This is a genomic window from Bradyrhizobium sp. STM 3843, from assembly GCF_000239815.1.
GTDB lineage: Bacteria > Pseudomonadota > Alphaproteobacteria > Rhizobiales > Xanthobacteraceae > Bradyrhizobium.
In genome coordinates, this window is the sequence record NZ_CAFK01000316.1 from 13,064 (window position 1) to 39,897 (window position 26,834).

The following is a 26,834-nucleotide window of genomic DNA, read 5'->3' on the forward strand; positions in this document are numbered from 1 at the left end:
TGGCTGGCCGATTGGTTTCGGCCCTTGTGAAGATCGCGCCGATCTTGCACTCGTAGTCGCCGCGCGCCGTGGCGATGGAACCCGCGACCTCCGCGATGCTCGCGATCAGGTCGCCTTTGCTGATCCGCCTCCTGGCGGTCGGCGTCCATCGAACGGAGCGGCGCAATGCGACCCCCAAAACTTGCTACGTATTCTTCCTCCGGTAACAGCACGAACAATATCGAGCAGCCGATCACGGTGACGGTTGCAACCGCCTGCAAAGTCTCGGGACTCGGCCCCACCAGCATTTGGGCGCGCATCAGCGACGGCACCTTGTCGACGGTGCAGGTCGGACGACGGAGACTAATTCAATATGAGTCGCTTTTGCGTCTGCTGACACCGACCAGCAGCGCGCATGGACCATCGTCGCAACGCCAGGCGCGTCCACGCAAGGGCAGCAAGGCGGTGGCACCATGACGCGCGAAACAGCAAACTCAGCGCCTGCTCCTGATGACATGGCAGTCGTTGCTTACGCCATCGCTGACCTGCCCTCAGTCCCGGCGGACGCAGGCACCCCTACCGACTGGCCGTTGATCGACAAGGCGGCCTACCACGGCCTTGCGGGCGAGGTGGTGCACACCATCTCGCCCCACACCGAGGCGGACCCGGTCGCGATCCTCTTGCACATTTTGACCTTCTTCGGAAACGTCATCGGGAGGGCTCCTTACTATCAGGTTGAAGCCGACCGACATCATTCGAACCTCTTCTGCGTCCTGGTCGGAAATAGCGCTAAAGGCCGTAAGGGGACGTCCGGCAGCCGTGCCCGCTCGGTTATGGAAGCTTCCGACGAAAGGTGGATAAGTGAACGGATGAAGGGCGGCCTATCCTCTGGCGAGGGACTCATCTCGGAGGTCCGTGACGAGGTCGAGCGGTGGGACCCAAAGGCGCAACAGTTTGAGCTCGTCGATCCGGGGGTGGCGGACAAGCGGTTGATGGTAGTCGAGCCGGAGTTCAGCAGCGCGCTGTCGGTGATGGAGCGGCCGGGCAACACCCTCTCGTCCATCGTCCGCAAAGCTTGGGATGGTGACAAGCTCTCGACGTTGACCAGGAACAGCCCGCTGTGCGCCACCGATCCCCACATCTCGATTGTTGGTCACATTACCGAGGATGAACTTCGCGCCAGGATCACTCGCACAGACATGGCGAACGGATTTGCCAACCGTTTCCTGTTTGTGGCGGTGCGACGGTCAAAGCTGCTCCCCTTTGGGGGCTGCCTCGATGAGACCGAGCTGATCAAGTTAGCCGACCATATGAAGGCGGCGGTGTCGTACGCCAAACACGTTGGTAGAGTCGAGATGACGGAGGCCTCGCGCCGGTTCTGGGAAGCTGTCTATCCAGAGCTGTCGGCCGGGCAGGTTGGATTGCTTGGTGCGGTCACGGCGCGAGCAGAAGCCCAGACCATTCGCCTAGCTCTCATCTATGCCTTACTCGATCAGCAAGACAGGATCGACGTGGCCCATCTCAAAGCGGCGCTTGCTGTCTGGGAATATTGCGAGGCGTCGGCGGCTCGGGTCTTCGGCAACATGTTGGGTGACGCCGTCGCGGATGATATTCTGCTGGCGCTGCGGCAGGCGGGCGGAGCCGGAATGACACGGACGGCCATCCGCGATTTGCTTGGCAAGCATAAGAGTGCCGATCGTATCAACGCGGCGCTCGCGCTCCTGGTTGGCAAGGGCTTGGCCCGGTCCGCAAGCGTGAGCACTGGTGGTCGCTCTGCTGAAACCTGGTTCGCGGTTGGAGCCTAGACATGGGACGGTATCTCGACATCCTCAAGCGCGCCGGAGAAGAGCTAGGCATCGGCGACCAAAGCGACAAAAGCGACCGATGGGACCGGAACGCGGCTCCGGTCCCCCGCCGCGCGGACTTTGGTCGCTTTGGTCGCTTCGGTCGCACTTCACGGTCTCTCGATGGTGCATTCGCCGCACTAGAGCGACGGTGTCCGGAAAGGGTTGAGCTCGATCGTTGGAGGCAGGCTGTAGCTGACAGTCGCCGATTTCTCGGCCGATGGGGCGACCAAGCTGCCGCGCTCGGCTGGACGGCCTCGGATTTGTTCGGACTGCATCAGGTGCCTGAGGACCCAGCGCCGACATACAGGAGGCTGTCACGTGACGACGAGACCGGACTCGTCTGGCTGTTGCAAGGGCGGCACGTCGTTGCGCTTACGAAGGAGACTGCAGCGATTGAACAAAGGACGGGCGTCCTTACGATTTACCGCAAGAAATGCAAGCCCGCCCTGGGTCCGCTGGGCGACAGTGTTGATAACCTGAAGTGATCAGCAGCCAGTGCGGTTCGGGGGAATGCTGTGACGCGAACAAGATGCCGCGACCGGACAACGTATGAACGATTGGCGGTTGATTGCCTTGACGTACACGAGCTGCGTCGCGCCGGTCTTTTGGGAGACAGCTGGGCTATCCTTGGGCCATCGCTGTTGTGGCCTCGCATCAAGGAAATGCGTGCTGGCCGATACCTGATCCAATTGGAGCTGCGCAACCAAGCGGTCAATCAACAAATCAGGGTTTCTTGGACCCGATGCCATTACGGCGGCGCTCGGCCGTGGTTACACTGCCCCTATTGTCAGCGCCGAGTGGCAATACTCGTTCGAGCAATGGCGGGATATTTCTGCCGGATGTGCGCGGGCAATCCCATTTACGCGAGCCAGGGCAAGAGCACCCAATCGCGGCGGTATTTCGAGGCTTGCAAGCTGCGGCTCCGCCTTGGTGGCCTTGCGTCTCTCGCAGCGCCATTTCCGGACCGACCAAAGGGCATGCATCGAAGCACGTATGAGCGGCTGCGATCCCGCGCCATGACGTTGGAAAGGGGACTTCCGACGCGGTTCAGGCGCACGCCTGCAGATTATCCAAACCTCATCCACTACTTGCAGCATCGATTTTCCAATTGATTTAGACACCGCCCGTGTCAAGGCGGTGTCGGTTACGGATGCAAGCACCCTCGCCGCATCGAGAAGGCCAGGTCGCACAGAACAAAAGTAGAAAGATCGGTCAGCCCCAGTTGTGCGATCTGACGCCGTATGCATAGGTTGCGGTGATACCGGGGGCAGCGGTCGGCCCTGATATCCGGCGTCCCAGGACGACGAACTTTAATGGGATACAGGGGACAATGCCCCCCAGGGGGCGTCGGCCACATTGCATGAATGCCATCGGGCGGGCAAAATCGGCGAATTTTAACTTTCTTGCGAAACGCTATCCAGATTTGGAACGCGTGGGCGCTCTTTGCGAACATTACTTCACATCTGATCCTATCGTCGCACTGATCCACCTTCGCCAATTCGGCGAACTATTGGCCCAAATGCTTGCCGCGCGGTCCGGCGTTTTGACGGACGCGCGGGAACAACAGGCCGACTTGCTGCGCCGTCTTCGCGTTGAGGCAAGTTACCCGCCAAGTGTGCTGGAGCTATTCCACCAAATTCGAGTGGACGGTAACGCCGCCACACACCGCCGTGAGGGCGATCACGCCAAGGCCTTGGCTTGCCTCAAGATGGCTCGGCAGCTTGGCATCTGGTTCTACCGAACGTTCGATGATCGCAACTTCAAGTCCGGCCCATTTCAGCCGCCACGACCGCCGGTCGATCCAACCGCCGAACTTGCCGCCGAACTTAGTAGGCTCAAAGCAGAAAGGGACGCTGCGCTTACCGAAGCGCAACGAGCCAAGGCAATGGCGGCCGAAGCGGAAGCTGCGCGGTTGGCCGCCGAGGAAGGAGCGGAAGGCGCTGCCGAGGAAAGAAAGGTTTGGGAACAGCTGGCCGCCGAGGCTGAGGCCGCTAAGAATGAACTCTCCCGACGACTGATGCGCTTCCAGGAGCATGCAACTTCCTCAGGCCTGAGCGAACGGGGCGATATTTTGTTTCGTCGAGAAGCCTTGGGCGTGGGGTCGCCGCCACTCGCCGAACAACTCGTGGGATGGCAGGTCGCCGCTGCCGCGAGCCCCGCCGGTGAAAAGCAAAAGGTTCTCCAGCTTGCGGAAGCAGCTGCTGAGGCCATCGATCTTGATGAGGCCGACACGCGCGTGCTCATCGATGAGCAGCTACGTGAGCGCGGGTGGGACGCCGATAGCGTAAATCTACGATATGCCAAGGGGGCGCGACCCGTCCGGGGCAAATCGTTGGCTATCGCAGAATGGCCGACAAGCAATGGTCCTGCGGACTATGCGATGTTTGTCGGCATGACCTGCGTTGCGTTGGTAGAGGCCAAACGAAAGCGAAAGAATGTACAGGCGGCCATCGATCAAGCAGGGCGCTATGCACAGGGTTTCGATGTCATCAATGGTGTTGAACATCCGGAAGGGGGGCCGTGGAAAGTCAGCTCCGCGCCCACCGATAAGCCGCCATTTCGCGTCCCCTTTCTCTTCGCCACCAATGGGCGGCCTTATCTCAAGCAGGTTGAGACGCAGAGCGGCATCTGGTTTCGCGACGCTCGCAATCCAACGAACCTTCGGCGTGCCCTCACCGATTGGCCGACACCCGAAGGCTTGATGGCTGAACTGAACATCGACAGGCAGGCAGCCCAGGAGCGCCTCGCGTCACTGCCAATCGAGTTTGGGTTTCCGCTCCGTGATTATCAAAAGCGTGCCATCCGCACTGTCGAGACGACGCTCGCAGACGACGCCAATCGCAGAATGCTCCTCGCGATGGCGACGGGAACCGGCAAGACGAGGCTGGCTGTCGCGCTATTGTACCGTTTGTTGGAGACGAAACGCTTCCGTCGCGTGTGTTTCGTTGTGGATCGTCACGCCCTCGGCGAGCAAGCCGCCACAGAGTTCAAAACAACCCGCATCGTGAGCGCTCGGACTTTCGCTGACATCTTTGGCTTGAAGGAACTTGGCGATGTCGTTCCAGAAACGGCTACAAAGGTTCATATCTGCACAATTCAGAGCTTGGTAAAACGGGTCTTGTTGGCGAACGAAACAGAGGAAATTCCACCCGTCGATCAGTACGACCTGATGGTGGTCGATGAATGCCACCGGGGCTATTTGCTCGATCGAGAAATGTCCGACGCCGAAATGTCATTCCGCAATGAGGCTGACTACGTCTCGAAATATCGCCGCATCTTGGAGCACTTCGATGCGGTGAAGATCGGCTTGACCGCGACGCCTGCGCTGCACACGGTTCAAATATTCGGTGAGCCAATCTTCACATATTCGTATCGCGAAGCAGTCGTCGATGGCTACCTGATTGATCATGATCCGCCCACCCGCATAGAGACAGAGCTTTCGCGAGACGGTATCCATTTTGCGAGGGGCGATCAGCTGTCCTTCTTGGATACCGCAACCGGGAAAATCGATCTAACCCACGCTCCTGACGATCTTGACTTTGAGGTCGGTGATTTCAATCGCCGTGTGATAACACGTCCATTTAATCGTGTTGTTTGTGATGAACTGGCCAAACACATCGACCCATCGCTGCCTGGGAAGACCCTGATTTTTGCCGCCTCTGATGGCCATGCGGATATCGTAGTGGATGAACTGAAAAAGGCCTTTGTTCGCCGTTACGGCTCGGTTGATGATGCCGCTGTCGCAAAGATTACTGGAAGCGTGGACAATCCGGGGCAACTTATCCGCAGCTTTCGAAATGATGTTTCGCCCTCTGTGGCGGTAACGGTTGATCTGCTAACAACCGGCGTGGACGTTCCGAAGATCGAAAATCTCGTCTTCATTCGTCGCGTCGCCAGCCGCATTTTGTACGACCAGATGTTGGGTCGCGCCACGCGTCTCTGTCCTGAAATAGGGAAGGAGACTTTCCGAATTTTTGACGCCGTCGGCATTTACGAGGCGCTCCAACCATTGACGTCGATGAAGCCAGTTGTGGTCAACCCGAAACTGACACTGACCCAGCTCTTGGAGCAATTCGCTCGGGTAGCCGCTCCTGCGCACCGACAGCAGTTGCGCGACGAGATATTGGTGAAGCTGCAAAGAACGCTTACGAAGCTGTCTTCTGAAGCGCATGAGGTGTATCAGAACACGGCAGGAGAGCCGGTGCAGACGACCCTCGACCGTCTGCGGCACGAACCCCTAGACGCAATGGCGAACTGGATCAAAAGCAAGCCCGGTCTTGGCCCCATTCTGGATTGGAGACCTGAGGGTGGAAAACCAATCCCGCTTCCGATTTCCGAACACCCCGATAAGGTCGTCGCCGCCACGACCGGGTACGGCCCAACGACCAAGCCGGAAGATTTCCTCAGTTCGTTCGAAAAGTTCATACGTGAGAACGTTAACAAGGTTGCTGCGTTGCAGGCTGTCGTGCAGCGTCCACGCGAATTAACTAGAGATGCATTGAAGACGCTTCGGATGGAGCTTGGTCAGCAAGGCTTCTCCGAGCAGGCGCTTAGAACCGCGTGGAAGCAGGCGAAAAACCAGGACATTGCCGCAACCATTGTTGGTTTCGTTCGCCAAGCAGCCCTCGGTGATCCGCTCGTGCCTTGGGCAGATCGCGTACGCGCCGCAGTTGATCGTATCCTTGCGCAGAGAACTTGGAGTGAGCCGCAGCGCAAATGGCTGGAGCGCATCGGCAAGGCGGTGGCGCAGGTAGGTGTTGCAGATCGGGCCGTTTTGGATGAAGAGCAATTTCGAGAAGAGACCGGCGGCTTCGCGCGATTGAACCGCATCTTCGATGGTCGGCTGGACGCTATTCTCGGCGATATCAATGACGAGCTTTGGAGTAGATCGGCATGACGAACGATGGCACCACACAGGGCATCGTGCAAAAGTTATGGAGCCTCTGCAATATTCTTCGCGACGATGGCATCACTTACCAAGCCTACGTTACCGAGCTTACGTTCCTCCTGTTCCTCAAGATGATGCAGGAGACCAAGCGGGAAGACGCATTGCCAAAAGGGTATCGCTGGGGCGATCTGATCAAGCGCGAAGGCGAAGAGCTTCTGACCCATTACCGCGCTTTGCTGCTCAAACTTGGTACTGGCGGCAGCGGAATGGTGCGCGACATTTTTACCGACGCGCAAACTTCGCTACGCAAGCCCACGAACCTGAGAACGCTGGTGTCGGAAATTGACAAGCTGGATTGGTTCTCCGCAAGGCGCGAAGGATTGGGCGATCTTTATGAAGGTCTCCTGCAGAAAAACGCGGGGGAAAAGAAATCTGGTGCCGGTCAATATTTCACGCCAAGACCGCTGATTGATTGCGCAGTCAGATTGCTCAAGCCGAGGCACGGTGAAATCGTTCAGGACCCGGCGGCAGGAACTGGCGGCTTTCTCGTCGCCGCTGATCGCTACATCAAGGACGCCACGGACGACCTGTTCAACCTATCGCCTGCGCAACAGGCCTTTCAGCGGACGCAGGCCTTCGTCGGGCTGGAACTCGTGCTTGATGCCCATCGGCTGCTGCTGATGAACCTCATGCTTCATGGCATCGAAGGGACAGGCGTGGCGGTCGGAGATACGCTTAGTCCCGATGGCGAGCGGCTGCCGAAGGCTGATCTGATCCTGACAAACCCGCCATTCGGAACCAAGAAGGGTGGTGGTCGCCCAACGCGCTCGGACTTCTCCATCACCGCCGACATTTCGAACAAGCAATTGGCGTTCATCGAGCATGTTGTCCGCAGTCTCAAGCCGGGAGGGCGCGCGGCGGTAGTTGTGCCCGACAACGTTTTGTTCGAGGACAATACAGGGCAGCGGCTCCGAACCTGGCTGATGGATTTATGTAATCTGCACACAATGTTGCGATTGCCGACTGGCATCTTCTACGCGCAGGGCGTCAAGACCAACTTGCTGTTCTTTCAGCGCGGCAAGAACGATAAGGCCAACACTAAGGCTCTGTGGGTCTTTGATATGCGAGCGGACGCGCCTGCGTTTGGCAAAACGCGTACGCTGTCCGTACGCGACTTCGCGGAATTCGAAAGGGCATACGGTAATGATCCTAACGGCGGAACGAAGCGCAAGGATCAGGGTTCGGAAGGACGCTTTCGTTGCTTTACGCGGGAAGAGATCAAGGCTCGAAATGACAATCTCGATATTTCGTGGCTGCGCGATACAGAGGCTGATACCGAAGAGCACCTCACAGAGCCAGAAGACATCGCGGCCGCTATTGTCGGACATTTGAAAGCGGCTTTGGAGGAAATTGAGGGTCTGTCAGAAGAATTGGAGCCCGATAGCGTTGAACAGGCGGCCTCCTTGGTGGAGGCGGCGGAGTGAGTATGCGACCGGAAGGGTGGGTAAGTACGAAGATTGGCGATCTATGCCATCTGGTAAATGGGATGGCGTTCAAGCCCTCAGACTGGAGCAAAAAGGGGCTGCCTATAATTCGCATTCAAAATCTCAACCGACCGAATGCCACGTTTAACTATTTCGACGGGCCGGTACGCGAGAGGTTTTTGGTTCGGAATGGCGATCTTTTGTTTGCTTGGTCTGGCACCCCAGGGACATCCTTTGGGGCTCACACCTGGAATGGACCCAACGCGGTACTAAACCAACACATCTTCAACGTTCGCTATAATGATCGGGTAGTTGATAAGACGTTTTTTAGATACGCCATCAACCAAACACTCGACGAACAAATCGCAAAAGCCCATGGTGGGGTTGGTCTGCGCCACGTTACCAAAGGGAAATTTGAAGAAACAGAGATCGCGCTCCCGCCGATATCGGAGCAGCGGCGGATCGCGTCAAAGATCGACAGGTTGACCGCAAAATCCCGGCGGGCACGTGATCAACTCGATCACCTACCTCGACTTGTAGAAAAATATAAGCAGGCCATCTTAGCCGCCGCTTTTCAAGGTGAATTGTCGCGAGAATGGCGTGTCAAGCAGGGTAGCTTCAACGAGCTAAGAACCGGCTACCTAAATGACCTAATCGAGACGCCGATCAGGAATGGTCTTTCCATTCGTGGGAGCGACGAGCCGCCCGGCGTTCGGTCACTCAAACTAAGTGCATTGCGGGCTCGTATTACCGACATGTCTGATGTTCGCTTTCTCCCAATAGAGGAAGCGCAGGTTCGTCGCTTTGAATTGCAGGAGGGTGACGTTCTTGTTGTTCGCGGTAATGGAACTAAATCACTGGTTGGAAGAGCATCGATAGTTCCCCAGGTGATACAGCCCACAATCTTTCCAGATACAGCATTTCGTATCCGACCCGCATTGGACCGTGCAGACCCCCATTGGCTCGCCCTTATTTGGAATGCGCCACAAGTGCGCATCCAGATAGAGGATGCCGCAAAAACCACCGCTGGCATCTGGAAGGTTTCACAGGCGGATTTGTCCGGAATTGAGCTTCTCATTCCCGCTGTTGAAGAACAGCGGGTAATCGTGCAGCTGGTCCAAAAAGCGTTCACTTGGGTTGAGCGGATCGCGTCTGAGACCTCCAGCGCGCGCAAGTTGGTCGATTACCTCGACCGAGCCATCCTCGCCAAAGCATTCCGAGGCGAGCTTGTGCCGCAGGACCCGAATGATGAGCCAGCGATCAGCCTGTTAGAGCGGATCAAGGCGGAACGCGTTGTTGAAAAATGAGAGAGGTGAACAGGCTGGAAACGGCTGCATAAGCGTCATGACCCCAAGATCGCTATGCGTTCTAAAGAAGCGCCCGAAATGCTTGTCGAGCTTCGGGGCATACCGTGGCATGGAGAAGGCCGTGCAGCGTACTATGCGATCCGTCTTGGGCGGATATTGAAAATCAAACGATGGTCAAAGCGCCTTCTATGATCATCGACGGCCCCCAAATCGTTGCCAGGAGTTTCATCGGGCTGACCGGCCGGGCTTCACGAGTTTCCATCGGCGATCAATGCCACATCTAGTTCTTTTGCCGACAAAGCACGCCCGAGCTTAGTCCGCGATGCCTCAGGAGCCTTCCAGTGAACGCCAGGTCTCCCTTCCGTGTCGGACGGAAGAAGGGTTCCATGCTCCAAAGGCCGAGTATCAGGAGAAACGGCGAACCATTGGACTGTCTCATCGATGGCCCAAACCTCGTCGGGCGCTGGGTCCGGCGCGAAGTAATGGCAGTAGACGACCTGGAGTCCTGACTGTCCCCGCTCAAACTTGCACGCGGTTTCAATGATCTTCTCGAACCTTCTTTGCTCGATCTGATCTTCGCCGAGCGCTTCAAATCCAATATGAACCACTCCCGAGACATCCGCCGGTAACTGCGAGTTAGCTTCCGAAAGTCGCTTCATAATGTCTCTTGCCTTCTTGTCTATCGCTTCTTCCGACGCGCTGATCCATCGACAGGCGGTCGCAAAGTTGACCCCGCTCAGAAAGTGAGGGTTCGATGCGGGCTTCGCGCTAATGATCATAAGCGTGTTGTCGGAACGCTCGTAGCGCCCCATCAGTAACTCGCTAAACTTGGGGCTTGGATGCAGCAGATGCCCCTTCTCTTGTATGGCCCGTTGAAGAGGCTCCAGGCTCAAATTCTGAATTGTGCCCTCCGCAATCCTGTCGATCCAACCGTTATAGCTGACCGACCTTCGCAAAAACCTCTCAGTCTTTTGCAACAGGTAATCATCAGGAACGTCCTTAAGCTCGACTTTGAACTTAACGTCCAAGATTGCGTTGCAACGCTGACGTACTAATAGCAAGCATGGCTCTTTCCAAAGCTCACGCATGCGCGCTCGTTCTTCCTCGTGGTATTCTCCTCCTTCCATGCGCTTGCATTCGATCGCCCATTTCTTGCCTTTGAGTTCGACATCGAGGTCATGAGATTTGGCCTGGCCGGGCGTCTGGTCCCTGAAGGCAACCTTGGCACCCTCGCGAGCGTATGCAGCGGCCACCAGCATCTCAAACAGAGGGCCGTTCGGCTGTCCCTTATCAGAACCGACTAACTTCGCAGCACGGGCGGCGAAACCATCGACCTTCAGCAAGAGGTCGAGAGCGGCCCCAATCGCCGTAAAGATGGGAATTACACGACTGCCATATATCGGGTCGTAATTCCAAGGGTGATCAGTGAACGCTTCCGCTAAAAATAGCTGCCACCCAAAGAGATCGCGGCTATCGAAAAATCTGCCTTTGCCCGTGGGGTCTACGGCTTCGCCGATCAAGCTAGAGTAGAACCATTGTGCTATTGCAAGACGCCGATCTCTCCACTCTTCGGGTGTGATTAGCGATCGAAAGAATTCGGCAGCCCGCTTAACATTGGGTGCCTCGCCGTACATCGGCTTTTCCCCCTCCCGCAGCGAAAACATGTCCCGTGGGTACTTTAGCTTTGACATTTGCGTGCCCTGATCGCGCGGGGATATCGACTGGGAGCCGACAAAGGGAGTGACTGGTTCTCGTCTGCTCCTATTTGAAGTGAGCGTTTCCGTAATCCATCACGGCACTACCGGACAGCTCGACGGTGGCGTTAGCGCCGCGAACGTAAAACCGTTGCACAGCTCCGTCCTTCACGAACGCTGGTTTAGGACCCCGTTCACAACGGATCACGAATACGCGTTGATCATCCTCGTCTTCGAAATGGGGATGCACGTAAGGCAGAAAAATATCGCCGATGCGATCGCGGATCAGATTGACCAAATGCAAACCCATTTTATCTTCATTTGGGAAGCCGTCGGCCGCCAGTCCAAGTACTTTGCCTTCATCGTCAACGCCGACCATCAAGGTTCCTCCCCGTGCGTTGAGGAACCCCGCGATGGTCTTCAACGCTGATAGTTGGATTTTATCGTCTGGCTGACCTGTATGTAGATTGGTCCTGAGCGTCGACTTAAACTCCACGACGCTGCTTTCACCGGCAGCCAAGAGTTCGGCAATAGAAAGCGGGGCGATTTGCGCTGTAGGGGTAACTCCGCAAAGCTTTTGGTAACCCTCGCGGACCAAGCTTGCCATCTTGACACGTCGTTCCTTCAAGAACTGCTCGTAGGGCAGGTCCCACCACAAGGACGGCAAGGCGTGCCATCTCTGCATCTCTTGCCGCTCCGCTGAGGACATCTTTTTGTCGAGCGCAGGCGCGTAATCCTTCGGCGCTTCATCGCTGATCTTGACGTTATCTGGCCACTCGACGACAGCGAAATTGGCAATCTGATTGACCTCACGAAGATCAGTAATGCCGATGCTGTTCAGATAGCTGCGTGGAAACAGATGATGCTGTTCAACAGCGGTTTTTGAGCCCTTCACTGCAGGATCGATCATGTCGGCAATCTTGAGCGGCCCATAGAGGGCGCGAGCGCCCAAGAGGATCAGTGACGCCTGATACGCGAACCGCGAGGGACTGCGTGATGCGGAAGTCGCCAGCCGATTGGGAAGAGTGATCTCCCAAAAGTCGTTCGTCAGAGTCGTGGCGCAGATTTGTCGTAACTTTTCGAGATAGACGTCGCCGCTCTTAATTCCGCGTAACTGAGCGAGATCGAACTCGAATGCCGTTTCTGGTGAATTTGTATATCGGCCTGTAAGAGAGGCCATGAAGAAGAATTCTGCTATGGCTTGACGCATCTTTGGCTTCTCAATGCCGTGATCTATGATGCCAATCAAGTAGAGCACATAAGAGTAGATAACAGCGGTTTCAGAGGTAATCATTCCTTCATGGCGATAGCCACCTAGGGTCAAGGCTCCCAGAAAATGATGCCAGTTGGCGTAGTTGAGCGCATGAGTTTGGGCCGACCTCAGGATTTCGAACTGGGCCTCGCGCTTCTTCGGATCAACTTCGCCAGTGTCGGCGTCGCGTCCGCGCAGCACGCTATATACATTTTCCAGCCGCGCTCGCTTTAGCCCCAACCCCACACCTACGCGCAGCAACTGGTCGGGTGATGGTTTGATAAAATGGTTATATGGTGATGGGCCGCCTTTGCTAGGTGCTGTTGCCTCGCGCGCGAATTTCTCGAGCTCGGCGCGGCCCTGATCCCAGAACACCGACATGAGTGTCATGATGAAGTCGGCTTGGTTAAGCTTCTTGCCCTGGCCGTTGATGCGCACAAAAACTTCCGCGACAGTTTCCACATCCACGGCGGAATTTAGCGTCAGTGCGGTGAAGCTGTACTGTAAGAGACCATGCAGCCTGCCGATCGATGACTGTGCTTTGCCGATCTCCTCCGTAGTCAATTCGCGAACACTCTTCAGTTCGGCGACGAAATGATTTGCAAATTCGAAAACGTTTGTTTCGGGTTTCCAAAGCTCGGAGATGTCAGGGATGTACGCCTTGTCTTTGGCAATGGATGCGTCCGCGACATCGAAACGGGATTGAAGCGGATTGAATGCGATCCGAATGCGATCCTTGACGAAATTCGAACGGATCACTTCCTTGCCCTTTATTACCGCATAGAGCGAAGTGAGGCGCTGCTGTCCGTCGACAATGGCTAACGACGGGGCCTTCTGATCGCTAGGTTCGCCGATCCTGCGCATTTCAGGATCGGCTCCGGTTTCCCAAAAGAGCAGATATCCGACCGGGTAACCCCGATAGAGGCTATCAAAGAGATTGCGAACGTTTACGTTGGGCCAAACAAAGGGACGCTGGATTTCTGGTAGGCCGATCTTGCCAAGACCGATGTCTTCAATGAGCGCAACAAGAGGATAGGCTGTGGTCGTAAACAGAGCCATCTGTTCGTCTCGCATTAGTGTTGAGGATTGCTTGAGGCATCAAAGAAGGGGCTGGGAGTATAGGTCCAGGTGACGCAATGACATGAGGCTACTATTGTAGATTGCATGAAGCAGTGCGTCCGGTCCATGGCCGCCGGTCCGAACCGCCGCAATTGACCTTGGTGCGACCGACTGCGTCTGCTTAGTATATGGATTTGTGGACTATCGTAGGCGAAATATCGCAAGTACTTGAAAAGACGTTGGAATATGGCCGCGATTGGCGGACACTCTCTCCGCCATCTGTTTTGGACAGCGCAAAAGTCCTCTGAATCGGGGTCTTCTCGATCCGCCGGAAATTGACGGTGTAGCACCGGGGCGCACCCAAGCTGCTCTCATTGGGCCGTCGGCGGAAGACGAATCCTTGCGCTGGGGCAGCCCCGAGGGAAATCGCACCTAATGCCGCCAGAATGAATTCCTCCACCGCCGTGAACGATTTCACACCTTGAGCTTCGGGGCCCGGTGGCCGCGGAAGTGTGCGACCAGTATCTACCGTAGCACGGCCGCCGGCCCGTCGGCGTGACGGAACGGTGTTCGTTGGCATCGCGTTGGACCCCACGTCCATCACGATCGGAGGATGTCATGAAATGGATTATGGCGGCTTGCGTGGCCGCGGTTTCGCTGGCCAGCGCGCCCGGCGCGGACGCCAAGGGCTGCATCAAGGGAGCTATCGTCGGGGGCGCCGCCGGCCACATGGCGGGACACGGCAAGCTAGGCGCGGCGGCGGGGTGTGTCGTCGGCCACCACGAGGCGAACAAGAAAGACCCGAACAACGCGAACGCGCAGGATAGCTCGAAGCAGCAGTGAACCGCGGAACACCTCTTCAGATTGCGATCCTTCTCTATCCGGGCGTGACCGCGCTCGATGTAGTCGGCCCGTGGGAGGTTTTGTCGCGCGTTCCCGGCGCGGAAGTCCGCTTCGTCGGCAAGGAAGTGGGGCCCGTCGACACGGAGGGCGGCGGGCTGCTGCTCGGGGTCACTCACGAACTCGCTGAGGCCACCGCTCCGGACCTGGTGGTCGTCCCGGGCGGCTCGACCACCCCCGGCCAGATGGTGGACGACGAGATCTTGAATTGGCTGCGGCAGGTGCACGCCACGACTTCGTGGACCGCGTCGGTCTGTACCGGTGCGTTGATCCTGGGGGCGGCAGGAATCCTGAAAGGCCAGCCCGCGACCACGCACTGGTACAAGATGGGCGTGCTCCGGATCATGGGCGCGAAGCCGAGGCCCGATGAACGCGTCGTTCGGTCGGGAAAGATCGTTACCGCGGCCGGCGTGTCGGCGGGCATCGATCTGGCCCTTTGGCTGGCCGGAGAGATCGCGGGTCGCGAACGGGCCGAGGCGATCCAACTCGTCATCGAGTACGACCCGCATCCGCCGTTCGGGGCCGGTCACATGACGAAGGCCACCAAGGAGGTGCGGGATCTCGCCAGGACGATGATGGACGAAACCGTTCCCGCCGATCAGCGCCGTCTTGTACCCAAGATCGCATGGAGGCGCTTCATCGATCTGATCCGGACGGCGAGATAGAGATATGGCGCCCCCTCTCGTGCCGATGTTTAGTGCGTCGAGACGGCCCAGCGAGGCCGAACGCCGCTTACAGGCGGCGGCCAAGAAAACTTGGCCTGTAGCCGTACGCTCCGCAACAACTTTTCCGCCACGGGCGACTGCTCCGGACCCGACCTGGAGCGCGAGTTCGTCAATAGGCGGATCGCCGACAAGCGGACCGCGCTCGACGCGCTTGCTCTCGTAGAGGTTCTCTGTCGCATTTCCACTTCAGAAAGACCTGCCTTCTTCCTTGAAGATGGGGGCGGCATCCGCGACCTGCTGATCTGCGGCAGCGTCGAGCACCACCGCTTTCTTAATAGATCTAGCTTGCACCGTTTGGCCTGCTCTCATGGTCGTGAGCAGCGCCACGTCGGCGGTGCTGGTTCCTAGCTAGTTAGTCCGCGCTACCGCTCTTCTCCCGGCCGCGTCGAGCAAAGAACTCTCGCGCCCTTACAAGGGCGTATTTCTGATGGCCGCGCACCGTAGGTCTTGCGAAAGAGGCGATTGAAATGTGAGAGGTCGCAAAATCCGACCTCATAGGCGATCGACGTGATGGTTCGCTCGGAAAGACACGGGTCGGTCAGGATCCGGTGCGCGCGCACTAGACGCGCGTTGCGCACGAAATCGGAGAATGTCGTCTCTTCGACTTGGAAGAGAAGGCGAATGTATCGCGCTGTTATACCGTGGCGGCTGGCGATCATCGATTCGGAAAGACTTCCGTCTCCAAGGTGGGCGAGTATGTCTGACTTGATGGCGTTCAGTCGAGCGGCAGCGGTGCCGCCATGAAGCGAGTTGATACCCGGCGAACGGCTGAGTGCCAGTGCAACCAGATCATAGACGTGGCTTACGACACGCTGTTGCAATATGGGGCTCGTGACCGGGGCAGCACCGCAGAGTACGTTGGAGACGTAGCTCGTCAGCAGGCGCAACGGCTCCGAACTGGCCGGCAGCGACGCCCCCACGCGATCTTGAATGTATGCTAGCACTGGGATCATCGCATGGCGCGGTAAGCTCAATGCGACGAAACTCGAATTTGGCTGGAGCATCACTTCGCCGACGTCCGAGCCAGAGCCCAGTATGGCCTCACCCGGAGCCAGTTCAGTCTCGCGTCCGAGCTGCCTCTGCATGAAGCGGCCAGTTTGCAGAATCGTCAGCACCAGATCGTCAGTTCCCGCTGTTATCAGTTCCGACGTTCGCCGCGCCACGAAGCCGGTACTTGTCTGGGTGCCAATGACAACGCCGAGTCCGGGCAGTCCGCGCACGATTGCCCGCTGCTGAAATGGGCGGTCGAGCAGTGCGCTCCAATCCATTTTGACAACCGCTTTCGCGAATACTTCCCGCCAACATTCCAGGCGATGCCGGTCAGGAATTCCGTCGGTTGAGAAATCGATGTCGACGGCTCCGCCTGCGCTTGGGCTCATATCAAGGGCACTCTCCAACACGCCGGGATTGGGTTCCGCTGCTTCCGCTCTATCCCAGTGAAACCTTCCTCTGCGCCCAAGCGTTCCAAGGCCGGGACGACTAAATTCCCGAATGATGGTCCGGAGCCTAGCACGAGGGTCCCCAACGGCGGGCACAGGTCCCAAGAATTCGAAGACCAGCCGTCAACGTTGCAGGAAGAAACACAGGGTCGTCATCTGAGGAGGTTCGCATTGCTCCAGGCGAATGTTCAGAAGCTCGATCCGCGTGAGGAGCATTTCCGCGTGCCAGGTCCGCGCGACGGAATGTCTTTGTTCCTGCGGTTTCTGCCCGCGGTGCAAACCGGATTTCAACCGCGTCGCGCGGTCATCTACATCCATGGCGCGACCTTCCCTTCGGCGCTCTCGATAGCACATCGCTTCGAGGGCAAGTCGTGGCGAGACGCCCTCAACGAGGCCGGCTTCGACGTCTGGGGGCTCGACTTCTACGGTTTCGGCCACTCCGACCGCTATCCGGAAATGGATGAGCCCGCAGCCGATGGCTCACCTCTCTGCGCCACTGATGATGCCGCCCTACAGATCGAGGCCGCAGTGCGATTCATATTGGGTCATCAGAATATCGAAAAGCTTTCCCTGATCTCGCACTCCTGGGGCTCGATGCCCGCCGGCCTGTTCGCCGGACGCCATCCCGCGCGCACCGATCGACTGGTGATGTTTGCGCCTATCGCGCGTCGCGGTCCGCGACGTTATGAGAAAGCAGCGCCATTTCCCGCCTGGCGCATCGTGACTCTGGAGGACCAATGGAATCGCTTCGTCGAGGATGTGCCCGCGCATGAGCCTCCGGTGCTCTCGCGTGTCCATTTTGACGAATGGGGCCAACGATACCTCGACAGCGACCCGGAAAGCCGCGCCCGCGAGCCGTCCGGGGTGAAGACGCCGCTGGGTCCCTTCAGCGAGATCCTCAAGGCTTGGCATGGTCGGCTCGCCTATGACCCCGCCGCGGTGCAAGCTCCGGTCGCGATTATCCGCGGGGAATGGGACGGACTGATCCCGGATGAGGATGCCCGCTGGCTGTTCGACGCGTTCGTCCACGCGCCAGACAAGCGCGATATCAAGATCAGCCGTGGCACGCACCTCATGCATCTCGAGGCAATGCGTCTCGCGCTGTGGCGAGAAAGCATCAATTTCCTGTGGAGCGACGGCGTCGCTGCGATCCCCTCCTGAACCCAGAGAAAGGAAAGACCATGTTTTCTGTGATTTTTGAAGTCCTCCCGAACGATGGAAAGAAGGACGCCTATCTCGACCTCGCCAAACATCTCAAGCCGATCCTCGAAAAGATCGACGGCTTCGTCGACAACGAGCGCTTCGAGAGCCGACGGAGGCCCGGTTGGGTGTTGTCTCACTCGACTTGGCGCGACGAGAAGTCGGTCGTGCGTTGGCGCACCGAAGGCGAGCATCATGCCGTACAGGAGAAAGGCAGGTTCGAGATCTTTCAGGATTATCACCTGCGCGTCGGCGACGTCACTGCCGACACCGACCCACCTAAAGAAGCTCCGATACTGGAACGGCGTCTTGATGAAACCGAAGTGGGGACCGCAAAGATCGCGACATTCACCGAGGTCACGCCGAGCAAAGGAGCCGCTTTCGCAGCTCAGACTGATCTGCTGCCGAGTCACCTTGGGCTTGATGTCAACGAAGGTGCCGTCATCGAATACGACGTGTACGATAGCATCTACAATCCAGGGAAAATAGGGCTGCTGGTATTTTGGAAAAACGAAAAAGCCGCTGATGCGTGGTCGCCGAAGAGAATCGAAGGCGCGGAGAAACTCCGCCACCGCAAGGTCCGCGTGGTGCGCGAATACGGCAGGTTCGATCGTCGCGAAGCGCCGCAGTTCTATCCCGACGTCAAGGGTCGTGAAACTCTACACGCCAAGCAGGCCGAGCCGGCGCATTAGGTATTCGCAGACCCGAATTACGAATCTAACCCAAGAGAGCCGTCCGAGGAACTCTTGCCGGCCTTAGATCGGAAAACCGCATGTTTTGCTTCGCTTTCGAGGTGCTTCCTGCCGCGGGCAAGCGAGATGAATATCTCGGACTTGTGCAGCACTTGAAACCGATTTTGGAAACGATCGACGGCTACATCGAAAGCGAGCGCTTTGAAAGCCGGCTAAGACCCGGCTGGATGTTGTCAATTCAGACCTGGCGCGACGAAAAATCAGTTGTACGCTGGCGCACCGAGGCTGAACATCACGCGATCCAAGTCAAGGGACGTTTCCAGACGTTCGAGGACTATCACATCAGGGGTGGTGAGGTGATTGCGGATACTAATCCGCCGAAGCAGGCGCCGATACGGGAATTGCGGCTCGACGAAACGGAAGTGGGTCTAGGGAAGTTTGTCACCTTCACCGAAGTAACACTGTCAAGAGATGTCGCGTTCACAGATCAAACCAATCTGCTACCCGCCCGCCTAGGCCTCGAGCTGCAGGGCAGCAGCATCATCGATTACGATGTCTACGACAGCATCTACAATCCAGGAAAAATCGCGCTGGTGGTTGCGTGGACAGATGCCGAGGCGGCGAGCCAATGGTCGCCACGCAAAGCCGAAGGCACCGACACGTTGCGACATCGGACGATCCGCATCGTCCGCGACTATGGCCGCTTTGATCGCCGCGAGGCGCCGCAATTCTACCCGGATGTCGAGTGCCGCAAGACGCTGCATGTCAAGCGAGCCGAGCGATAGCGCTGTCCTTCGCGCTTCCACCACGACATGTTGGCTCAACCCCGAACAAATGAACCTGTCATTGCCAACGTCGAAAGATGACGCTGGCGTTGACGCCTCCGAAGCCGAATCCGTTCGAGATCGCATGCTCCATGGGCATCCGCCGCGCTTCGCGGGCGACGATGTCGACGCCTTCGGCGGCGGTATCACCATTTTCGAGATTGAGAGTGGGTGGCGCGATCTGGTCTCGTAGCGCGAGGATCGTGAAGATCGCTTCCGCTCCTCCGGCTGCGCCGAGCAGATGACCAGTTGCCGATTTGGTGGCGCTCACCGCAATTTTTCCGTCGCGGCCAAACACGGCTTTGATCGCCTCCAGTTCGGAAAGATCGCCAACCGGCGTCGACGTCGAATGGGCGTTGAGATGTTGTATGTCACCGGGCCTGAGGCCGGCTTGCCGCAAGGCGCCCTCCATGGCGCGGCGCGCGCCGTCGCCGTCCTCGGGTCCTGACGTGATGTGGTAGGCGTCAGCAGTCGTACCGTAGCCGGCGATTTCCGCGATCGGCTGGGCGCCGCGGCGGAGCGCGTGCTCCAGCTCTTCAATGACCAGGATGCCGGCGCCTTCACCCATGACGAAGCCATCGCGGTCGCGGTCGAAGGGGCGGGACGCGCGCGTCGGCGTTTCGTTGAAGCCCGTCGAAAGAGCCCGGGCCGCGGCGAAGCCGCCCAGGCTCACGAGATCGATGCAGGCTTCCGACCCACCGCAAATCGCAACGTCGGCTTCACCGGTTCTGATGAGGCGCGCGGCATCGCCGATGGCCTGCACGCTTGCGGCGCAGGCGGTGACCGGCGTGCCGATTGGCCCCTTGAAACCGTAGCGGATCGAGACATGGCCGGCCGCGAGATTTGCGAGAAAGGACGGCACGGTGAAGGGCGAGAGGCGTCTTACTCCGCGCTGATCGGTGGTGCGGACCGCCTCGACGATCGCCGGAAAGCCTCCGATGCCCGACGCGATCACGGTCGCGGTGCGCTCCATGGAATACGCCTCGGAAGGAGTCCATGCGGCTTGTGCTATCGCCTCGGCCGCAGCTACCAGCGCGAACAGGATGAACCGATCCATCCTCCGCTGATCCTTCGGCGCAACGATCAGATCCGGATCGAAGCCTCCATCTGCGTCATCAGCCTTTGTCGGAACGATTCCGGCCACGCGTGCGGGAAGGACAGCCGCCCACTCCGGGAGCGCGGCAAGTCCCGAGCGAGCCGCGAGCAGCCGAGACCATGCCAGCTCACTGCCGCAGCCCAGGGGTGATACGAGGCCCAGTCCCGTAACGACGATACGGCGCATGATCAGATCACCTTTGAGGAGGGCTTGACTGACAGTCGGGACATTGGTGTTTCGGGAGGGCAGTGTTCACGATTTGCGATTACCGTACACGGTCATCCGGCGACTCGACCGGCGTTGCTCGTGACTGGGTCTGAAGATCGTCAAGCTTGCGCTCAAGCTTCGCAACGCGCTCTTCCAGCCTGAACAGGTAATCGCCGTGCGGATCGTCCATGCTGAGGACCTCAGCCCAGTCGCTCAAACTTTCCCAAAAGCGCTTGACCATAGCTTGCGCACTCCTGTGTTCGATGATCGCGCGTCATTCTGACGCCAGTATCACGCGAGCCAGCTCCAACGGACTCTCGACAGCCGAGAAGTGGCCGGTGTTCTTGAGCGTCACCATCTGCGCAGCGGGAATCAGCGACCGGGTGCGTTCGCGTTCATTGGGGCGAGACCAGTCGCTGTCGCCGTAAATAAGCGTCACAGGCGCCGAGATCAGCCGATAGTCGTCGCGTGCCTTGCTCCAGGATCGCCAGCCCGCCAGCACCTTTCGTGCGACTCGCTTGTATCCCGGGCGGTGGGCGACTTCATCGAACTCAGCAAGCAGATCGGCCGGCAGCTTGCGCGAGTCGTGATATCCACCACCCATGATCTTGCCAAGAATCATCTTGTTTTCGAGCGCTGCATTCAGGGCACCGAGCACCGGGATCTGCAAACTTCCGATGATGAAATTCGCAAGCCAGTTGCCGCGTCGAATGCCGTCCCCGTAGCGGGTCTCGTAGTCGTAGGGGTTGATCGCGTAGACCCGCTTCACCCGTTGCGGAAGCGCCGCCGCCACAGTCAAGGCCAATGCCCCGCCAATCGATTCACCGACCAGCGTGAGGGCCGAGAGGTTCAGCTCCTCGATAAACCGAATGACTGCCTGCCTGAAGTAGGGTTCGTCGAAGCTCGCGCTTGAATCTATCGGCGAATGACCATGGCCTGGCAGGTCAATGGTGTACACCGTGTGCGACTTCGCGAGCAGGGGCGCGAGACTGCGGAAATATTCGAGCTGCGTCCGGATCGTATGTAAGAGGAGTAGCGGAGGCCCATCGCCGATCTTTTGAAACCGCAGGCTGAGCGCATCCGAGAGTTTGAGCAAAGTTGGTCGAGCTTCAATGAGGCTAAGCATTCGATTCTTCCGGTGCTTTGAGGGACCATCTTTCAATCGGCAGCGGCGTCGCGAACCTGTTGGACCGCCGCATCCAAGAGCGCCTGAGCCAGATCAGGGTCGTTGACGGCGCGCGATAGCGTCACTGCGCCGACCATTGTCGCGAGAATGCCCATGGCCTTGCGCCCGCACCCCTCGCTGTCGCTCTGAGCAATGAAGCCGCTGAGGACGTCGAGATACGCCTTGATTCCCTCTTCGAAGGCCGCCTTCACGTCAGGTCCCTGTCTGGCGGCGTCTGAGCCGAGCGCCACGACTGGGCAGCCGTCCATTCTTTCTTCGCGATGGTCGGCACTGAGGTAAAATCCGATCACCGCGCCAAGCGGATCATCAGGATTGCGGGCGGTCGCCTCCAACCATCGGCGGGAGGCGCTCTCCAATGCGCGCTTGGACGCCTCGACCGCCAAATCCTCTTTTGATGCGAACTGCTTGTAGAAGGCGCCTTGGGTCAGCCCGGCCGCCTCCATCAGATCCTTGAGCCCGATGCCGTCAAAGCCGCGCTCCCTGAAAAGGCGACTTGCCACATTGATCACGGTTTGGCGGTTCTCGGCGGCTTGAACCCGGCTCACGCGCATCGTGGATCTCCATTTTGGATTACACTCGAAATCTATATGGCATATAGAGTTCGAATGCAATCTATCAAGTGGGGGTGGCCGATCTGTCGGTCACTGCCGTCGAACGGCCGATCTTGAGCAGATCACTTTCTCGTCAGCGCCCTTTTTAGATTGCGACCGTACTCTAACTTGATTATAGAAGTCGAACGTAATCTAAATTCGGAGCAGGAGATGGGCATGATGAGGGGTTTTGCCGTGTTGGCCGGTATTTCGATCCCGGTGGGGGTGGCCGCGTTCGTTGCGCTTGGCATTCCTGCTCAAGAGGCCTCGGCCGTGAGCGATCCGAGGCTGGAACCGCCGATTGTCAACCTGGCGAGGGTCGCGCGGGTGAGTGGATCCGAACGCGGTTTCACGGGGACCATCGGAGCGAGGGTCGAAAGCAACCTTGGCTTCCGCGTCGCCGGTAAGATCGTCGAACGGCTCGTAAATGTCGGTGAGCAGGTCAAAGCCGGGCAGCCGCTGATGCGGATCGACGAAACCGACCTCCGCCTCGCGCTTACGGCCAAGCGCAATGCCGTTGCCGCAGCGCGCGCAACCGTCGTTCAGGCGGATGCCGATGAGCGGCGATACGCCAACCTGGTCAACGACGGATGGACTCCAAAACAGCGCTACGAACAGGCGAAGGCAGCGTCGGATACGGCCAACGCGCAACTCGCTGCGGCGGAAGCCGAAGCCAAGGTCGCAGAGAATCAGGCGGCCTATTCCGTCCTGGTGGCGGATGCGGACGGAACGGTCGTGCAAACGCTTGGCGAGCCGGGCCAAGTGGTCTCCGCCGGGCAGACCGTGGTCAGGCTTGCCCAGGCAGGTGCTCGCGAAGCGGTGGTCGCGCTTCCCGAAACAATCCGGCCGGCGATCGGCTCGGTCGCCGAGGCCAGCCTGTACGGGAGCGATGGAGAGCGCTATGCGGCGCATCTTCGGCAGTTGTCGGATTCCGCTGACGCCCAGACCCGCACCTATGAGGCCCGCTACGTGCTCGACGGCGAGGCTGCGACCGCGCCGCTTGGCGCGACGGTCACCATTCGGCTGACGAGCGAAGAGACGCAGCCGGAAGTCGAGGTGCCGCTGGGAGCCGTGCTCGACGACGGCCGGAAGACCGGCGTCTGGGTCTTCGACAGCGGCATCTCGACCGTCCACTTTCAGCCCATCAAGCTGGTGCGTGTGACCAGCGAAAGCGCCGTGATCTCCGGACTGAGTTCTGGCGCGTCGGTTGTCTCGCTCGGCGCTCACCTCCTGCAGGACGGCACTCGCGTGAGGACCGCGTCTGAGAGCAGGGGGAACTGATGAGCTTCAACCTTTCCGCAATCGCCGTTCGCGAACGCGCTGTCACCCTGTTCTTCATCATCCTGCTTGCGGCCGCAGGCGCTTATGCGTTCCTCATGCTTGGCCGCGCGGAAGATCCCAACTTCACGATCAAGACCCTGACGGTTACGACGGTATGGCCCGGCGCAACGGCGCACGAGATGCAGGACCTCGTCGCAGAACCATTGGAGAAGCGGCTTCAGGAACTGACCTGGTACGACAGGGTCGAGACCACCACCCGTCCAGGTTATGCCTATCTGACGGTCACGCTGAAGGACAGCACACCGCCGTCTGTCGTCCAGGAGGAATTCTACCAGGCTCGCAAGAAGCTCGGGGATGAAGCCCGCAACCTGCCCCCTGGCGTGCTCGGCCCCTTCGTCAACGACGAATATTCGGACGTAAGCTTCGCGCTCTATGCCCTGAAGGCCAAGGGCATGCCGATGCGTGAGCTCGCCAGGAAGGCCGAGGTGATCCGCCAAGACCTTCTGCACGTGCCAGGCGTCAAGAAGATCAATATCCTCGGCGAACGTCCCGAGCAGATCTTCGTGGAGTTTTCCTACCCAAAGCTCGCAACGCTCGGCGTCTCGGCACAGGATATCATTGCCGTGTTGCAGCGGCAGAATTCGGTCACCCCGGCAGGTTCGATCGACACTCGCGGCCCGCAGGTCTTCATCCGGGTCGACGGGAGCTATGACAGCGCGCAGGCGATCGCCGACACGCCGATTGCCGCTGCGGGACGAACGTTAAAGCTGTCCGATATCGCCAACATCAGCCGCGGCTACGAAGATCCTCCCACCTACATCATCCGGCATCAGGGTGAGCCCACGATCATGCTGGCGGTGGTCATGCAGGAGGGCTGGAATGGTCTGGCGCTCGGCAAGCAGCTGGAAGAGAGGTCGGCAGCCATCGCGCGGACGCTGCCGCTCGGGATGACGCTCGACAAGGTGAGCGATCAGGCCGTCAACATCACTTCGGCGGTTGACGAATTCATGCTGAAGTTCGCGATGGCGCTCGGCGTGGTGCTGCTCGTAAGCCTGCTCAGCCTTGGCTGGCGTGTCGGCATCGTCGTGGCCGCAGCGGTCCCCTTGACGCTTGCCGTCGTGTTCCTGATCATGCTCGAGACCGGCCGGTTCTTCGACCGCATCACGCTCGGCGCGCTGATCCTCGCGCTCGGCCTTCTCGTGGACGACGCCATCATCGCCATCGAGGTCATGGTCGTAAAGATGGAAGAAGGCATGGACCGCATCAAGGCGGCGGCCCATGCGTGGAGCCATACCGCGGCGCCGATGCTGTCCGGGACACTCGTGACGATCGCCGGCTTCCTGCCCGTGGGCTTCGCGCGCTCGACGGCCGGCGAATATGCCGGCAACATTTTCTGGGTTGTCGGGTTCGCCCTGATCGTCTCGTGGATCGTTGCGGTGGTCTTCACGCCCTATCTGGGCGTCAAGATGCTGCCCGCGATCAAAACCGTCGAAGGCGGTCACCATGCGATCTACGACACGCCGAACTATCGGCGCCTGCGGCGGCTCATCACCTTCGCCGTGCGCCACAAGTTCTTGACCGTCGGCATCGTCGCCATCGCGTTCGCGCTCTCCGGCGTCGGCATGGGGGCCGTCAAACAGCAGTTCTTCCCGACGTCCGACCGCCCCGAAGTCCTGGTGGAGGTCCGTCTGCCGGAAGGCACCAGCATTGAGACCACGACCGCCGCGGTTGAGAAGCTCGAACGTTGGCTGCACGATCAGCCCGAGGCGAAGATCGTCACCAGCTATGTCGGTCAGGGCGCTCCGCGCTTCTTCTTCGCGATGGCGCCAGAACTCCCCGATCCAGCCTTCGCGAAGCTGGTTGTGCTGACACCAGACGCGGAGGCGCGCGAGGCTCTGAAGCACCGGCTCCGTCAAGCGGTGTCACAAGGGCTGGCATCCGAGGCCTATGTTCGCATCACTCAGCTTGTGTTCGGACCCTACACGCCGTTCCCAGTGGAGTTTCGGGTCATGGGACCCGACCCTGCGCAGTTGTACGCGATTTCTGAAAAAGCCATCGATGTCATGCGCGGCGTTCCCGATGTGCGGCAGGCAAACCGCGATTGGGGCAATCGCACGCCCGTGCTCCGCTTCATTCCAGATCAGGATCGGCTGAACCTCATCGGTCTCTCGCCAGCGGAAGTCGGCCGGCAGCTCCAGTTCCTGCTCACCGGCATCGCCGTGACACAGGTCCGCGAGGACATTCGCAATGTCCCGATCATGGCACGCAGCGCCGGTCGCGAAAGGCTGGATCCGACGCGTCTGGCCGACTTCTCGCTCATGAGCCGAGAGGGCCGTCCGATTCCGCTCGACCAGATCGGCCATGCGGAAGTGCGTCTGGAAGAGCCGATCCTGAAGCGCCGCGATCGCACGCCCGTCATCACGATCCGATCGGACATCAATGAGGCGACCCAGCCTCCAGAGGTTTCCAAGGAGATCAAGGTGGCCCTTCAGCCGCTGATTGCGTCTCTACCGGCCGGCTATCGCATCGAGATGGGTGGCTCGATCGAGGAGGCCACCAAGGCCAACGACGCATTGGCGACTGTCTTTCCCGCCATGATCGCCGCGACGCTTATCGTCATCATGCTTCAGGTACGATCCTTCTCGATGATGGCCCTCGTCACGCTGACGGCACCGCTTGGTCTCGTCGGCGTCGTGCCCGCATTGCTCGCTTTCCATCAGCCCTTTGGGTTCAACGCCATTCTGGGTCTGATAGGACTGGCCGGCATCCTGATGCGCAATACGCTGATCCTGACCGAACAGATCAAGGAGAACCGTGCAGCCGGCCTTGACGACTACCACGCCGTCATCGAGGCCACGGTGCAACGCACGCGGCCCGTGATCCTGACCGCACTTGCAGCCGTGCTGGCCTTCATTCCCCTCACGCATTCCGTGTTCTGGGGATCGATGGCCTACACGTTGATCGGCGGCACGGCGGTCGGCACGGTGCTAATTCTGCTGTTCCTACCTGCGCTCTATGCTGCATGGTTCCGGATCAGGCCGACTGCAGATCAGATGCAACAGAGTCCGACGGAGCATCCGGAAGTGCGGCCGGCATTGGCCGCCGAGTAGAGCTCGGTAATTCGATGAACGTCGGGTCCGAAGGGAAAAGGATACCGACGAGGCGCGCGCGAGGATCCTGGAAG

19 protein-coding genes are annotated in these 26,834 nt (G+C 59.0%); 12 read left to right on the forward strand and 7 right to left on the reverse strand.

Annotated elements, in window-relative coordinates; translation table 11 throughout:
• The first annotated feature begins 452 nt into the window (after window positions 1-452).
• From BRAS3843_RS34735 to BRAS3843_RS40105, 5 genes are all read left to right on the forward strand, one after another.
• Window positions 453-1,784: a DUF3987 domain-containing protein gene (locus BRAS3843_RS34735; protein ID WP_008973925.1), complete on the forward strand. Its 1,332-nt coding sequence runs from the start codon at window positions 453-455 to the stop codon at window positions 1,782-1,784.
• Window positions 1,785-1,786: 2 nt separating this feature from the next.
• A complete protein-coding gene (locus BRAS3843_RS34740) occupies window positions 1,787-2,311 on the forward strand; it encodes a hypothetical protein (protein WP_008973926.1) in 525 nt (174 codons plus the stop codon).
• 875 nt (window positions 2,312-3,186) lie between these two features.
• Window positions 3,187-6,723, forward strand: a complete 3,537-nt coding sequence (hsdR, locus tag BRAS3843_RS34745; RefSeq protein WP_008973927.1) for a type I restriction-modification system endonuclease — start codon at window positions 3,187-3,189, stop codon at window positions 6,721-6,723.
• Entirely contained in the window at window positions 6,720-8,198 is a 1,479-nt protein-coding gene (locus BRAS3843_RS34750; protein ID WP_008973928.1) for an N-6 DNA methylase, read from the forward strand. The genes hsdR and BRAS3843_RS34750 overlap by 4 nt, the downstream gene beginning before the upstream one ends.
• Window positions 8,199-8,200: 2 nt before the next feature.
• Window positions 8,201-9,505, forward strand: a complete 1,305-nt coding sequence (locus BRAS3843_RS40105) for a restriction endonuclease subunit S (protein WP_083841507.1) — start codon at window positions 8,201-8,203, stop codon at window positions 9,503-9,505.
• Window positions 9,506-9,753: 248 nt separating this feature from the next.
• Here BRAS3843_RS40105 and BRAS3843_RS34760 read toward each other — a convergent pair whose 3' ends face one another.
• Entirely contained in the window at window positions 9,754-11,139 is a 1,386-nt protein-coding gene (locus BRAS3843_RS34760) for a transposase (RefSeq protein WP_139025063.1), read from the reverse strand.
• A 127-nt stretch (window positions 11,140-11,266) separates the two neighbouring features.
• Entirely contained in the window at window positions 11,267-13,510 is a 2,244-nt protein-coding gene (locus BRAS3843_RS34765; RefSeq protein WP_008973931.1) for a DUF262 domain-containing protein, read from the reverse strand.
• A gap of 618 nt (window positions 13,511-14,128) precedes the next feature.
• Between BRAS3843_RS34765 and BRAS3843_RS34770 the strand changes: the two genes are divergently transcribed.
• Both BRAS3843_RS34770 and BRAS3843_RS34775 read left to right on the forward strand, forming a co-directional pair.
• Complete coding sequence (locus BRAS3843_RS34770) at window positions 14,129-14,353, forward strand: hypothetical protein (RefSeq protein WP_008973933.1); 225 nt, start codon at window positions 14,129-14,131, stop codon at window positions 14,351-14,353.
• Complete coding sequence (locus BRAS3843_RS34775) at window positions 14,350-15,075, forward strand: DJ-1/PfpI family protein (protein WP_008973934.1); 726 nt, start codon at window positions 14,350-14,352, stop codon at window positions 15,073-15,075. The genes BRAS3843_RS34770 and BRAS3843_RS34775 overlap by 4 nt, the downstream gene beginning before the upstream one ends.
• A gap of 422 nt (window positions 15,076-15,497) precedes the next feature.
• Here BRAS3843_RS34775 and BRAS3843_RS34780 read toward each other — a convergent pair whose 3' ends face one another.
• Window positions 15,498-16,514, reverse strand: coding sequence for an AraC family transcriptional regulator (locus BRAS3843_RS34780; RefSeq protein WP_063710335.1), 1,017 nt, complete (start codon window positions 16,512-16,514; stop codon window positions 15,498-15,500).
• A gap of 231 nt (window positions 16,515-16,745) precedes the next feature.
• Here BRAS3843_RS34780 and BRAS3843_RS34785 point away from each other — a divergent pair, with 231 nt between their 5' ends.
• From BRAS3843_RS34785 to BRAS3843_RS34795, 3 genes are all read left to right on the forward strand, one after another.
• Window positions 16,746-17,735, forward strand: a complete 990-nt coding sequence (locus tag BRAS3843_RS34785; RefSeq protein WP_008973938.1) for an alpha/beta fold hydrolase — start codon at window positions 16,746-16,748, stop codon at window positions 17,733-17,735.
• Window positions 17,736-17,755: 20 nt separating this feature from the next.
• Complete coding sequence (locus tag BRAS3843_RS34790) at window positions 17,756-18,466, forward strand: antibiotic biosynthesis monooxygenase (RefSeq protein WP_008973939.1); 711 nt, start codon at window positions 17,756-17,758, stop codon at window positions 18,464-18,466.
• Between the two features lie 80 nt (window positions 18,467-18,546).
• On the forward strand, window positions 18,547-19,251 hold the full coding sequence (locus tag BRAS3843_RS34795) for an antibiotic biosynthesis monooxygenase (RefSeq protein WP_008973940.1): 705 nt from the start codon (window positions 18,547-18,549) through the stop codon (window positions 19,249-19,251).
• A 58-nt stretch (window positions 19,252-19,309) separates the two neighbouring features.
• Here BRAS3843_RS34795 and fabF read toward each other — a convergent pair whose 3' ends face one another.
• The 4 genes from fabF to BRAS3843_RS34815 all read right to left on the reverse strand — a co-directional run bounded on the left by fabF (window position 19,310) and on the right by BRAS3843_RS34815 (window position 22,330).
• Complete coding sequence (gene fabF / locus BRAS3843_RS34800) at window positions 19,310-20,572, reverse strand: beta-ketoacyl-ACP synthase II (protein ID WP_008973941.1); 1,263 nt, start codon at window positions 20,570-20,572, stop codon at window positions 19,310-19,312.
• A gap of 79 nt (window positions 20,573-20,651) precedes the next feature.
• On the reverse strand, window positions 20,652-20,834 hold the full coding sequence (locus BRAS3843_RS34805; protein ID WP_008973942.1) for a hypothetical protein: 183 nt from the start codon (window positions 20,832-20,834) through the stop codon (window positions 20,652-20,654).
• 33 nt (window positions 20,835-20,867) lie between these two features.
• Window positions 20,868-21,719 (reverse strand): alpha/beta fold hydrolase, encoded by an 852-nt coding sequence (locus tag BRAS3843_RS34810; RefSeq protein ID WP_008973943.1) that lies wholly within the window; start codon window positions 21,717-21,719, stop codon window positions 20,868-20,870.
• Between the two features lie 32 nt (window positions 21,720-21,751).
• Window positions 21,752-22,330 carry a TetR family transcriptional regulator gene (locus BRAS3843_RS34815; protein ID WP_008973944.1) on the reverse strand — a complete coding sequence of 193 codons (579 nt, stop codon included), beginning with the start codon at window positions 22,328-22,330 and terminating at the stop codon, window positions 21,752-21,754.
• Between the two features lie 216 nt (window positions 22,331-22,546).
• Between BRAS3843_RS34815 and BRAS3843_RS34820 the strand changes: the two genes are divergently transcribed.
• Window positions 22,547-23,650 carry an efflux RND transporter periplasmic adaptor subunit gene (locus tag BRAS3843_RS34820; RefSeq protein ID WP_008973945.1) on the forward strand — a complete coding sequence of 368 codons (1,104 nt, stop codon included), beginning with the start codon at window positions 22,547-22,549 and terminating at the stop codon, window positions 23,648-23,650.
• On the forward strand, window positions 23,650-26,760 hold the full coding sequence (locus BRAS3843_RS34825) for an efflux RND transporter permease subunit (RefSeq protein WP_008973946.1): 3,111 nt from the start codon (window positions 23,650-23,652) through the stop codon (window positions 26,758-26,760). The genes BRAS3843_RS34820 and BRAS3843_RS34825 overlap by 1 nt, the downstream gene beginning before the upstream one ends.
• The last annotated feature ends 74 nt before the right edge of the window (window positions 26,761-26,834 follow it).